At 36.8% G+C, this 13,030-nt stretch carries 8 protein-coding genes and 1 pseudogene; 2 read left to right on the forward strand and 7 right to left on the reverse strand.

All coding sequences use genetic code 11. From position 1 onward, the window contains the following. Positions 1-87: 87 nt before the first annotated feature. The 3 genes from HP569_RS06100 to HP569_RS06115 all read right to left on the reverse strand — a co-directional run bounded on the left by HP569_RS06100 (position 88) and on the right by HP569_RS06115 (position 4,887). Entirely contained in the window at positions 88-930 is an 843-nt protein-coding gene (locus HP569_RS06100; protein ID WP_182200272.1) for a PRD domain-containing protein, read from the reverse strand. A 436-nt stretch (positions 931-1,366) separates the two neighbouring features. Next, on the reverse strand, positions 1,367-3,466 hold the full coding sequence (locus HP569_RS06105; protein ID WP_182200273.1) for a tetratricopeptide repeat protein: 2,100 nt from the start codon (positions 3,464-3,466) through the stop codon (positions 1,367-1,369). A gap of 551 nt (positions 3,467-4,017) precedes the next feature. Continuing rightward, on the reverse strand, positions 4,018-4,887 hold the full coding sequence (locus tag HP569_RS06115) for an SDR family oxidoreductase (RefSeq protein ID WP_182200275.1): 870 nt from the start codon (positions 4,885-4,887) through the stop codon (positions 4,018-4,020). A 90-nt stretch (positions 4,888-4,977) separates the two neighbouring features. On the opposite strand from HP569_RS06115, the gene HP569_RS06120 reads away from it, so the two are divergent. After that, positions 4,978-5,940, forward strand: coding sequence for a helix-turn-helix transcriptional regulator (locus HP569_RS06120; RefSeq protein WP_182200276.1), 963 nt, complete (start codon positions 4,978-4,980; stop codon positions 5,938-5,940). Positions 5,941-5,957: 17 nt separating this feature from the next. Beyond that, positions 5,958-6,206, forward strand: a pseudogene (locus HP569_RS06125) (DNA/RNA non-specific endonuclease); the annotation flags it as partial. 341 nt (positions 6,207-6,547) lie between these two features. Here HP569_RS06125 and HP569_RS06130 read toward each other — a convergent pair. The 4 genes from HP569_RS06130 to HP569_RS06145 form a co-directional block, all read right to left on the reverse strand. After that, positions 6,548-6,970, reverse strand: a complete 423-nt coding sequence (locus HP569_RS06130; protein ID WP_182200278.1) for a hypothetical protein — start codon at positions 6,968-6,970, stop codon at positions 6,548-6,550. A gap of 727 nt (positions 6,971-7,697) precedes the next feature. After that, positions 7,698-9,104 carry a Re/Si-specific NAD(P)(+) transhydrogenase subunit beta gene (pntB, locus tag HP569_RS06135; protein ID WP_182200279.1) on the reverse strand — a complete coding sequence of 469 codons (1,407 nt, stop codon included), beginning with the start codon at positions 9,102-9,104 and terminating at the stop codon, positions 7,698-7,700. A 3-nt stretch (positions 9,105-9,107) separates the two neighbouring features. Continuing rightward, positions 9,108-10,658, reverse strand: a complete 1,551-nt coding sequence (locus HP569_RS06140) for a Re/Si-specific NAD(P)(+) transhydrogenase subunit alpha (protein WP_182200280.1) — start codon at positions 10,656-10,658, stop codon at positions 9,108-9,110. Positions 10,659-11,086: 428 nt separating this feature from the next. Next, positions 11,087-12,997: a beta-N-acetylhexosaminidase gene (locus HP569_RS06145; protein ID WP_182200281.1), complete on the reverse strand. Its 1,911-nt coding sequence runs from the start codon at positions 12,995-12,997 to the stop codon at positions 11,087-11,089. Positions 12,998-13,030 lie beyond the last annotated feature (33 nt).

Genomic DNA, 13,030 nt, shown 5'->3' on the forward strand with positions numbered 1-13,030 from the left:
AAAAACCTAAGCAAGACGTCTTATTTGTTTAAATAAGTCGTTTGCTTAGGTTAATGCCTATTGGTAACACACCTAAGTGAAAGTTATTTATTTTTTGTTTTCTCTTACAAGCCTTTCAATGTGTATAACGAGATACACAATCTCATCATCTGAGACGATCCAATTATACTCTTTTTCTATCATATCCTTAATCATTAGTGCACAAGCATGGCTGCGCATATATTGTGACTGAATGAGTTGACGAAAATTACTATCCATTTCACCTAGCTGTTCAACTTTTTTCTTATTGTTATTCCTTGCAATAAAATATCGCAAATGTGTAATAAACCTCGAATAAGTTATCTGCTGTTTGTTTAAATTAATCTCAAATAAGCGCTGAACAATGCCAACTATATTTTTAATAATACTTGTTACTTGAACCGTTTCTTCTATGGTGATGTTTTCTAATTGCGCATTCACAATATGGAGAGCAATAAATGCAGCTTCCGCATCTGGAAGTGTTACATCTAGCTCTTTTTCAACAATAATTAGTGCCTTTTTACCTATCTCATGTTCCGTGTGATATAAATGCGGCACTTCCCATTGAAGAGGGTTCTCGTTATTAATTTGATTCATATTTTTCACCGCAAAATCCAAGTGATCTGCTAAAGAAAATAATAATGACTGATTTAAATTTTTACCTAATTCAGCTTCAGACATAGTAATAATTTTTTGTGTCGCCGATAAAACATCCGGCATGATACCTTCAATTCGTTCAGTCGTCTTCTCTTCATTAGACGGACGAAATACCTTCTGAGCTTGCTTCTGATCGATTTGATCTCCTGGCTTCTTTTTGAAACCGATTCCAGTTCCAAATAAAATAAATTCTTCTCCACCATCATTTTCAGCTAATATGATATTGTTGTTTAGTGACTTTATAACTTGTAACATACTATTCACCCCTATAAAATCAATAAAAAAACACCAATATCAAAAGTAACCATGAAATGATAGATTCAAATCTAGTTAAATTTGACTTGGTGGTGCCTGTTAGACTCAGTAACACTCCTGCGTCAAATATATAATTATATCTTACAAATTCACTATCTCATGCGTAAAGTGATTTGTCAAGTTTTTTTATTGTTTTTTCGTATGGTTTTCTTAAATGCATTATAACACTATCGCCTAAAAGCTATAATTTATTGATTGGTATGTTCTATTTTTTTCATCTTCCATTATAGTTTTTTATGACCAACAAGAGCTTTACTCCATTTTCCCAAAAAAATAGAGTATGTCTCTTAATAAAAGACATACTCATCGAAAACAAAACTCCTGTTGTTATCATTAACTAAAAACAATCGCTGTTAACGATTTAATTTTTCTATATCTAACTAATCGTATGCATCAACTCATACTGACACAGTCTCAATTCGAAAAAGGTTAGTGGATCACGATAGGTTTCAGGTTTTTCGTGCATCTTTTGTAAGACATGTGTATAGCTTTCAATATCCCCTTCGACCTTCTCCATTTCAAGCTTCAATACATCCTGTGGTTTGGAGAAGAACCTGTTAACGTCCCACTCTATAGACCTCTCAAAGAATTCTAGTTGCTGGATGAATGGGGTTATTAGTTCCTCTGCTACTTGACTATAATCCTCGTTTTCAACGTAGTTTATATATTTACTATGAAGCATATCATTATTCTTGGAAATGGAACCGATTAGCTTGCCTGCCCCTTTAAAAAATAGCTGGGAAGCTGTATTGCGCCGTAACACATTTATTTTCTCAAAGTGCAGCAGTCCGCGAGCTATCCGTTCCAAATCTCTTTGCCAATCATCTAGCACTTTAAAATCACCCTCCAGGGCAATCTTTTCTTCATCAAATTGCTTATTAATCATCTGACTTAATTCGTCACATGCTACCTGATCTTCCCGGAAACCTCTTTTACAACCGTCAATCCACTGTTGTATGCCGTGTTTTACATCATTGTTCACAAAGTTTGTCATAAAGGTCGCAATGCATCTGTTCATTTCTTCATTTAAATCTTCATCAATAGTAGAGAAATCACTATCCTCATGAATAATACTAGAACTTTCCTGTAATTGTTTAGGTAGATCGGACAACACACGTTGGATTAAGGAATTTTTCATCTTACGGAAAGCATCCGTCATGGCATAAGCCGCTTCCTTCTCCATCGCTCCAATCTGCTGATGACTATGCTGTAAGCTAGCTAGTAATGCTTCATTCCAATGAATATCTTCTTCTATGCCTTTTTCCAATTCTATTCTTTGTTCCAGAAGAAACGCTATGGAATCTTTAATTACTTTCTGAATTTTTGACGGACTAGTAGATTCCATATTGTAGCCCGTTAGCATAGGACCAATATACTCCGTTAAATCATCTAACAATCCCTCTTCATTTGCCCAAGCTTTGATAGCATCAAAAAGCTTCATACCATCTTTTCTAGCCTCTCGATTCGGTGTTGCGTTTTTATACAAGTATGTCGCTCTATTAATCAGATTGGCATCAAGCATGGACGGGACAGTTTCATCCCATGCAAGTATCGCAGTAGATGAAATCAACGCATCCGATTCGGAAGTTATCTCTAACCAATTTGTTAAATGAATATTTACCAAAGCAGAGATGTCCTTTATTAAAAATTCACCGCTAATTAAATCGAAGTACCCTTCTTGATACAAATTCGGAAGCTTCTCCCACTCAAAAGGTAATTCATCTTGTAAATCAAAAAGAAGCCGATTAATAACGTTTAGCCACTCTAAATAATAAGGAGTTGGCCTGTAGCTATCCCATAATACTTCTGTAAAGCTTTCGAAACGGTCACGATCCATGTGCAGTAAATCAATCAGCAAACTATTAAAATAGTCTGGTCTATGATTAACATTTAACCCTTTTTGAGCATACCCCGACAAAACATCAATCCAATAAGTTGATTGTGTTCGAATTGCCTCACCAACTGCTAGTTCAATCGCATTATCCCAATCGTTAATATCCTCTAAATAAGCCTGGGCTATCTCTGTTAGACGGGGATAATCAGGATTCGACCTAACGGCTTCTTTAATTGTATTAACAGCCTTTATTTGATTACCTTGTTGTACATACAAAGATAACAGTTGTAATGAGACTTCTGATTTTAGAGCAAGTGATGACGTGTTGACCTGCCTATAAAGCCCTTCTGCATCTTCTAATAATCCTAATTCCATATGGGCATCTGCTATATTCTTCTGTGCCCACGGAATCAGCTCCTCCTCTAGTGGCTGCTGCCATTTAAAAATCGCTGCTTCATAATCCTTATTCAAGAAATAAACTTCTCCTTGGGCGAAGCGAATCGCTGATAGGTTAGGCTGCTGTTGTTGCATTTCTTCTATGTACATGTCACCCAATATCTTGACTGCGTTCCCTTGTTTGTTACTTTCAGCTATAATCGTTTGATAATAGGATTTACTAATTCGTTCATTCTCCGTTGTCACAATAATCCCTCACATCATGTTTTTTTGATTCTATGAATCTGATTACTTCATCATACATCTATTCGTATTCCTTTCATGCTTGTACCATTCGTGAAATAGTGTGATTTACATATACCTCACAAAAATTCATATGTGTATATACTATACGGGCGGAATCTTACGTTTATGGGGATTTATGCACTATTTTTTATGTTAAAACAGCAGAAAAATATGGATATTACTTTTTTGAAAAACCTATTGGAGTGTACTTTATTCATGAAGGTGGTACTAAATGGAGTATTGCAAAGGGTCTTGATGGAATCGGCGTTGATGATCTATTCAATGTTAATTTAAATATTAAATCAACCAAACTTAAAATTGGACAAAAGATTATTATTTAACATTGGTAAATGCCCAGTATTCGCACAATAAAGTAGTACCTCAGAAAAAAGAGATTTTAAGCGAAAGGGCTACTGACGACTCGCCAATAGCCCTCTTTATTAATAAATCTTTGACTTTATTGTTATCAGTTGCATCTATTGTTTAGCATTATTCGACTTCAATGTAATAAATTATTCCTCTACATGTTCTTTAAAGTAATTTCCCCAGTGAGGTTGGGTACCATCTATGTCTTTAAATCCATAGATGTCTGAAAGCTCCCACGTGCTTAATGTTTTCCCATTAAACTTATGCACTTCCGAATCTAAAGCAAGATGTTTAAGTGCTTCACCGATATAAAAAGGTGTTTCAGAGGCAATGAAGTGTTTGTCGACTTTTACACCTTCTCTCCAATTTTCTTCTGTAACACCAAGTGTATCAAGCATTGCTTCCGAACGCAGGAAACCAGGAGTTAATGCTATAGAAGTAATATTGTAATCCTTAAGGTCTTGTGCCAATGCCTTTGCCATATGAATGTTAGATATTTTCGCAAGACTGTAGTAAAAGTTCCCTCGATAGTCATAATCTATCCCGTCGGTTATTTCTACAACTAGACCCTTGTTTTTTTTCTTCATTAGAGGTAACGCATAATGTATGGTTATGATATGGGCCTGAACGGCCTGTCGCTGCATCTGTAAACCTTTTTGAAGATCATGTTCGGCTACGTCTTTTCCCCATTCGGTCAATGGGTCACCTCCCCATATATCATTGACAAGGATGTCTAGTTGCCCATTCTGTTCTTCTTCGATTTGTTGGATAAGATTCTTAACTTGATATTCATCCGTATGGTCGACTTTTACAGGAATGCCCGTTCCTCCTGCCCTAGTAACAAGCTCTGCACTTTCTTCAATAGTTTCTTTTCGTTCCATAGGCGATTGTTCTTGTCTTGTCGTACGCCCTGTAACATAGACAGTAGCGCCGGCTTCACCAAGTTTAATTGCCATAGCACGACCTGCCCCTCTTGTTCCCCCAGCTATAAGTGCAGTTTGATTTTCTAGATTCATATTATATCCATCCTTTCTTTTCTTGTATTCTTATAATAAATTAAATATATGACACCTTATGTCATAATTAAAAAGTTAGGGGAGCAGCAAATGAAAGCTGAAAGGTTAATTAAGGTTTTACTTCTTTTACAGCATGGAGAGATTATATCTACTCGTGAAATATCTAAAGAACTTGAGGTTTCAGAGAGGACCGTACATAGAGATATGGTATCATTAAGTGCTGCCGGTATCCCAATTTATTCTGAACGTGGCCCAGCGGGAGGGTGGAGGCTTGTAGATGACTGGAAACAAAAATTAAGCTGGTTGAAGGAAAAAGAAATGATGTCATTATTTTTACCTCATGCTGAAAAAATAATTAATGATCTGAATATGGGTGTCTCCTCAAAGAAGATCAGGGATAAGTTACTGTTATCTTTTCCAGAAGAAACCAAACAAAGTGTAGTGAAGCTTTGTGAAAGAATACATGTGGATATGGGCACGTGGAAGAATACTCAGGTTGAAGCGAATAAGGCTATGGAAGTAATGAAAGAAGCTGTCATGAACAATAAAAAAGCAACTATCAATTACAAAAAAGCAAATGGAGAAGTAAAAGAATATATCATTAAGCCACTTGGACTAGTAGCCAAATCAAGCACTTGGTATGTGATAGCACTGAATAAACAAGATGAATTTCGCAGCTATAAGATTAATAGAGTTATTGATTGTGTATTAACGGATGAACACTTTACCAGGCCATTGAATTTTAATTTATCGGAACATTGGGAGGAATCTAAAAAACAATTTATGCACAGTCTGCCTAAGTTTCGAGTTAATGTTAAAGTGTCACCTTTTGCCTATAAACGAATTATGTTTTCTGGACGTTTCGTCCAAACAACAAATAATGAAAAGATTACAAAAAATGACTGGGCAGATATAGAATTAACTTTCAACACAGAAGATGAAGCTGTTAATTTCATAGTAGGGTTTGGAAACGAAGTGAAAATTATCTTTCCAATGGATTTAATAAATAAAGTAACAGATAGGGCAAGGGAAATAATTGACCTATATAAATAAGTATTATAAGTTCTCCTCCTGAAGAAGTGAATGAATCACTCGGTTTAACAAAGTGTGAGCCTACCGATTCAGCAAGCTCTCACACAGAAGAACGTAATATTTCCAACATTGATACTAATGGTAATGGACAGGTGACAATTAAAGAAGCAAAAGCAGCTTGTTTGAGAATGCCAATAACTAGTGAGCATTGGTTGTACCCTCATATACGACATAATGATGGAGATGGGATGGTTGGAGAGTATATACAAAAAGCACCTTCTAATTAAAGTGGGTGCTTTTTTGTGATACTGTAAATGATACACTTTTAATCAAAATATCGTTCTATTCACCTTTAAATAAAACTGCTAAAACGTTGTGTTGTAGGTGTTTTGTTATATCTTCATATTCATGTTAAGCATGTACCTTATTCTGCTGTACCCTGTCAGTTGAATTTATAACATTTAGTGCTTCCTTATTTAGCCGTTATAATGTAGAAAAGGGGAGGCAGGGGAAATTGGAGCGTTTGGCTTAGGGGGAGAAGTTACATTTTTAAATAAATAAAATTCATTTATATCATCGATTATTATGTAAGCTCTGAAGCATCTTCAAAAGCCATTTATCACATAGTTCACCTAATCCTAGTTCCATACCAATCATCATCCAGTTTTATTAGATCATATTGAACATTTCTATTGCTATAATAACTCTCGAGTGCATCCCGACTTTTACTATATACGATATCATAGGTATCGCCATCAACTCGTTCCCAATCAAAAACGAAGATGATGAGGGACTGCCCATCACGCTCATAATACCTTAGCCTGCTTAGTTCGCCGCCCAATAAATCATTAATTTGGTTAATCTTATCCTGCAAACTAGGCTGCACTTCATCATCAAACATATTTGGAACACTATAAAGCAAGCTACCCCATGGATTACTCCTTTGCCATTCCAGTTTACTTTTATCTATATGATCGATCCCATCCTTCACGTCTTCAAACAACTCTCGCTGGTCCTCAAAGAAATGATAATATCGAACGTTGGTCTTCATATAGTTTATGAAAAACCAAAAGCTTAACGCTATGATTAGAACTATAATAACAAGCCTAGTGATTTTCTGACGTAACATATTTTCACCTTCCGTCAAAATTAAGTGAATTTTTATATGGGTTACTACGGATTACTAAGGCGAGAGGTTTGTTTGTTTTTCTTACATAATTATAAACAAAACCAAATTAATAGCTATAATAGTTATTAAAAATCCAAATATCATATTTTTAGCAGTAAATTTTATTGTACCCTTTTTTAATCCCTTAATTATTAAAATAAGTGTCATTATATTAATCAATGTAATAACAAAACCTATGTCCATTTATTCATCTCTTCCTTCTTATTTTAATCTTACCCCATACCAATCACCATCCAGCTTTATTAGATCATATTGAAGGTCATATTCAATATCTACCACCTCAAAAGACTTATTACCATATTGGCACTCCCAGTCAAAAACGAAACTGATAACACTCTCCCCATCGCTTTCAGAATATCTAACTTGACTCAGTTTTCTTTTCGATACTTTTTATCTAAATCTATAATTCAACAAAACACTATAATAATCCTCTGACTAGGTAATATTATTGATTATGGAATTTGAGTAAAATTATTATCTATTGGAAAAATCAAACACATATTTACTTGCTAGAGTAATAGCACCCCTTATAAAAAACCCTCATAAATGAAAAGAAATTTTTCACATCTACGAGGGTTTTCATAGTATCTTATATCGATTTCAATATAGCTTCAGTAGTCACTTTCGCATCCCCAAAGCACATACTTGTGTTTTCTTTAAAGAACAACGGGTTTTGGACACCAGCATAACCTACACCCATGGAACGTTTCATCACGACAACATTTCTCGCTTTCCATACTTCCAGAACTGGCATGCCGGCGATTGGGCCGGTTGGGTCATCTTGTGCTGCTGGATTCACCGTATCGTTGGCACCAATGACGAGCACTGTATCTGTTTCAGGGAAGTCATCATTGATTTCATCCATTTCCATCACAATGTCATATGGCACATTTGCTTCAGCTAAAAGTACGTTCATATGACCAGGCAAACGACCTGCAACTGGATGAATCGCAAAACGAACAGCTACTCCTTGATCACGTAGTTTTTTTGTCATTTCTGCAATTGGGTATTGTGCTTGTGCGACAGCCATTCCGTAGCCTGGTGTGATGATAACAGAGCTTGATTGCTTTAACATTTCTGCTACGTCTTCTGCTTTTATCTCACGGTGTTCACCTTGTTCCCCAGCAGACGTAGCATTTGCACCTTGATCTCCAAATCCACCTGCAATAACAGCAACGATCGATCGATTCATCCCTTTACACATTACATAAGATAGAATCCAACCAGACGAGCCTACTAAAGCACCCGTAATAATTAACAGGTCATTCGATAGCAAGAACCCTGCAGCTGCGGCTGCCCATCCAGATAGAGAGTTTAACACCGAAATAACAACTGGCATATCCGCTCCACCAATGGACATCACCATTTGCCAGCCGAGATACAGAGCTAATACGGTCATGATGACGAGATAAATAAGTGCATTAAGCGACGTTGCTTCGACAATAAATAAATAGAAAAGAATGACAGAACCAACTAGGAGGATTACATTCACTGCTCCCTTGAAAGGATAGGAAAGTAATTTCGATCCAATCATGCCATGCAATTTACCAAAAGCAACAATAGAGCCCGTAAAGGTGATTGCACCAATAAGTACACCGATATATACCTCGATTAACTCAATATTTAAATGAACATCACGGACTGGCACGTGTGTATATATTTTTATAAAACTATTATAACCGACTAACACGGCAGCCAAGCCTACAAAACTATTCAAAGCCGCGATCAACTGTGGCATTTCTGTCATCTGGACCTTTGTTGCTGAAAAAACACCGATTAGCGCACCAAGCATTACTGCTACTACAACGTAAATCCACGCTTCCATATCGAGGTCTATGCTCAAAACAGTCGCCACGATGGCAATAACCATACCAATCATGCCATAAATGTTCCCGTTTTTAGCTGTTTCTTGTTTAGATAGACCCGCTAAGCTGAGGATAAATAGGACACCCGCGATAATATATGCTACAGTTAGTAACCCTTGAGATAATCCCATTCCTTACACCTCCCGATCCGTTCTAAACATTTTCAACATACGGTGTGTGACCATAAAGCCACCAAATATATTAATAGATGCGATTAAAATACCAATAAAAGCTAAAATCCGCACTGCTAAAATATCACTTGTAATCTGCAATAATGCACCAACGATGATAATCCCGGAAATCGCATTGGAAACAGACATCAACGGCGTGTGCAATGCAGCTGTTACCTTCCAAATGACGTAATAACCAACGACAATCGCAAGGAAAAATACGGTGAAATGCGATAAAAATTCTGGTGGTGATACTTGCCCAATCCAACCAAATAAAAGTATCGCAGCTATACCAAAGCCATATTTCCATCCAGTACGTTTTTTTGGCTGTTCTTTTAGATTTGTTTCTGTTTCTGGTTGATTTTCTTCTTTTTTTACTGGCGCAGCAGAAACACTAATTTCAGGTGGCGGAAAGGTTATTTTCCCATCACGAGCTACCGCCATGTTGCGTAAAATCACATCATCAAAATCAATCGTAATATTTCCGTCTTTTTCTTTACATAGTAATTTTGTTAAATTGACCAAGTTAGTTGCAAACATATCGGAAGCTTGCCCTGGCATACGTCCTGGAAGATCGGTATATCCAATAATTTTCACACCAGATTCTGTTACAACTAATTCATTAGGAACAGTGTATGCACAGTTACCACCCGTTTGCGCGGCCATGTCCACAATGACTGATCCAGGCTTCATGCTATCGACCATCTCTTTTGTAATAAGCTTCGGCGCTGGTTTCCCTTGAATCAATGCAGTTGTAATAATAATATCTACTTCTTTCGCTTGCTCTGCGATTAAAGACATTTCCGCTTCGATAAAAGCTTCAGACATTTGTTTTGCATATCCAGAGTCGGTAGCACCATCTTCATCGATGTCCACCCTTAAAAACTCTCCACCCATCGATTCAATTTGCTCCGCCACTTCCGAACGTGCATCAAACGCTCGAACAATCGCGCCAAGCGAACGGCCAGTACCAATAGCAGCGAGGCCAGCTACTCCAGCCCCAATAACAAATACCTTCGCAGGCGGCACTTTACCCGCTGCAGTTATTTGTCCATTCAGGAAGCGCCCAAACGCATGTGAAGCCTCCATTACCGCACGATATCCACCAATGTTGGCCATCGAAGACAAGACATCAACAGACTGTGCACGAGAAATCCGTGGCACCATATCCATTGCTAATACGTTGATTTTCTTCTCATTAAGGCGATGAATTAATTCCTCGTTTTGACGCGGTAAAATCATACTAACTAACGTCGCGCCTTCTTTCATCTTTACGATCTCTTCCTTGCTTGGAGGGTTTATCTTGTAAACAATGTCCGATTGCCAAACGTCAGCAGTACTTGCAGTAATCGCTCCTGCCTTGTCGTATTGCTCATCGGTAAAGCTAGCGCTCTCACCAGCTCCAGCTTCAACCAAAACATCAAAACCGAATTTCTTTAGTTGTTCAACAGATTTCGGAATCGCAGCAACCCGGGTTTCACCGACATAGCTTTCCTTTGGTATACCTATATTCATCCCAATACTCCTTTCTCATTTTGTTGATTTGTGTCGTATTTCACATAAATATGTATAGTGGATCGTGTAATGTTTTTTGTGAGGTGATGGACACATTTTTACTTTACTATATTAGATCGGTGTAAAAAATCTATAAATTCAGTATATTCAAATTAGTCATAGATGTATATAGTTATTTTATGTTGAGGGTGTAAAATATACCAATTGTTTAATGAAAAGGTGGTCCGAGATCTCTGCTTTTGTAAAAATCTTTTCAGGAAACTTTTGTTGAACATGTTCCTCTTAGGTCAATTATTTTATTACCGCCGTTCTTTTGTCCACATTTAATCTATAAAATTATTAAAGTGATAAATTTTAAAAAGACAAGTTCTATTTGAACTTGTCTTCTTATATGCATTCTTTTTGTTGTGAGTTATCAAAATGTTTAATTAATAAATTTGAAGAACATGGAAAAACACGTTAGGTGACGCCATACGATAATAGTACGTAGACCAACCTATTCCTGTTTGTTTGTCGAGATTAGCATTAAACGGTAATCTCTCTTGTTCTAATTCATCAATAAATGGCAACGTTCCTGTTAAATAATCATTGACTCGCTCTATTGCTGTTTCTAGTCGTGCTACAACTCCACCGTAGCGAATGTCCATGACTTCCCAACCAAATGGCTTATTTAAGGTGTACCATTGTTTTTTATGTGATGCTTTTAAGGTGCTTACTTTTTCAATTAATTCTGGTATAACTTGATTGGCGATCGTCTTAAGCACAGATAGATCTTTTTCATCATAGGCTTTCTTAAGTCTCACACCGAGCATTGCTTTTTTAGCTAGGACCGCACTCACCTTTTCAGGCACGTCCCAAATAAAATCTAAGGCTTCATCAGATGAACGATGCTGTTTAATTTTTTCTTCAAGCTCTTCATAATGTGTTGAAAGATCTAATCCTTCTAAATGTTTATCAAATACGCCTAATAGCACATCTTGCCATAGTAAGAATTTTGATGGATTTGTTTGATCAATTCCTCCTTCTTCTACTCCTGGCACAAGATCTAATTCGGCCAGCAACAAGTACTTTTCTGCGGAAATACCGGTACAGAACTTTGTCCGTTTATACCAATCTTCTTGACTGACCACTTGGTTATAGTGATGTTCGGCAAATAATTGCAGTCCTAGCATCGCTGAGTAGAAGTTATTTTCAAAGCCATCATCTCCCCATAAGGTAACAAATACATCTTTTACACCTTCTTCTTTACTAGCTTGAAGAAGCGCTTCACTTGCTTTTAATGAAAAGTCGTATTTAGTCGCAAATGTATTCCAAACCCATATTCCTCCAGCTACTACTGGTGTTCTTCCTAGTTGTTTGTGTTTTTGAATCAGGGTTTGATAGTGTTCTTTTTCTACATGATAATAATCCCAATAGACTAAATCGACTTCTTTAGGAATATTCTCTTTAAAATCCTCGGAAATCTCCGTAGATAGATCATACTGATTATCACCCGACTCAGAAGCTAGCTTGATAAACATATCACTCCACATCATCACATCTAAGTCCAATGCTTTAGTAATAGCAGTCACTTTTTCTAGATGTTCGGTCATAATTTCTAAACGAGACGTATATCCATGTTGATTTAAATAATGACCTCTGCCAAGATCTTCAGCTTCATCCATGCCGATATGTATGCGTTGACTTCGGAATGGTTTGGTGGCGGCTGTGATAAGTTTTTCTAAGAAGTCATAAGTAACGTCTTCCCCTGTCAACAAGACACCTCTTGTATCTTTTAAGTGCGCCGCTTCCTCCCATTTTAAAAACTCATCTAGGTGGGCTAAGGTTTGTATACACGGAATAAGCTCAATACCAAATTGATATGCGTAATCATCTAATTCCTTTAATTCTTGTTCTGTGTATCTACCACGCAAATAACCAAAATACGGATAGGCTTTGATTTCAAATGTATCTTCCATATATAACATCGCTGAGTTAAAGCCCATTAATGCTAACTTTCTAATCATGCGTTTAAACTCATCTACACGCATCACAACGTTTCTTGATAAATCAAACATTGGACCAACCGTATCAAATAGCGGGGATTCTTGTATGAAGAAACCTTCTTCTTTCTCGGTTAAATGCTGGACAAATAAACCGACAGCCCGGTAAACATGATAAGTTTCTCCATATTCAATACTTCCTTTTCCGTTTTCGTAACGAATCGTTGTTTCTTTATTTTTACTTTTAGTAATTGTAAGTGGCACACCTGATTGGCTAAACGTCACACCTAAGTCTTCTTCTAACACTTTTAGTGACTCTACAATATTTAAGCCGTTTTCGATTAAAGAAATCTTCATTATCATCATCCTTTAAATTTTATCGTCCTAATT

This window comes from Paraliobacillus salinarum, assembly GCF_014083865.1.
Lineage (GTDB): Bacteria > Bacillota > Bacilli > Bacillales > Amphibacillaceae > Paraliobacillus > Paraliobacillus salinarum.

Bases quoted from the DNA above. Each gene is read 5' to 3' on its own strand.
- HP569_RS06115 (WP_182200275.1), bottom strand. From the start codon at position 4,887: ATGAATCTAGAAAATCAAACTGCACTTATAGCTGGGGGAACAAGAGGG.
- HP569_RS06100 (WP_182200272.1), bottom strand. From the start codon at position 930: ATGTTACAAGTTATAAAGTCACTAAACAACAATATCATATTAGCTGAA.
- HP569_RS06145 (WP_182200281.1), bottom strand. From the start codon at position 12,997: ATGAAGATTTCTTTAATCGAAAACGGCTTAAATATTGTAGAGTCACTA.
- HP569_RS06120 (WP_182200276.1), top strand. From the start codon at position 4,978: ATGAAAGCTGAAAGGTTAATTAAGGTTTTACTTCTTTTACAGCATGGA.
- pntB (WP_182200279.1), bottom strand. From the start codon at position 9,104: ATGGGATTATCTCAAGGGTTACTAACTGTAGCATATATTATCGCGGGT.
- HP569_RS06140 (WP_182200280.1), bottom strand. From the start codon at position 10,658: ATGAATATAGGTATACCAAAGGAAAGCTATGTCGGTGAAACCCGGGTT.
- HP569_RS06130 (WP_182200278.1), bottom strand. From the start codon at position 6,970: ATGAAGACCAACGTTCGATATTATCATTTCTTTGAGGACCAGCGAGAG.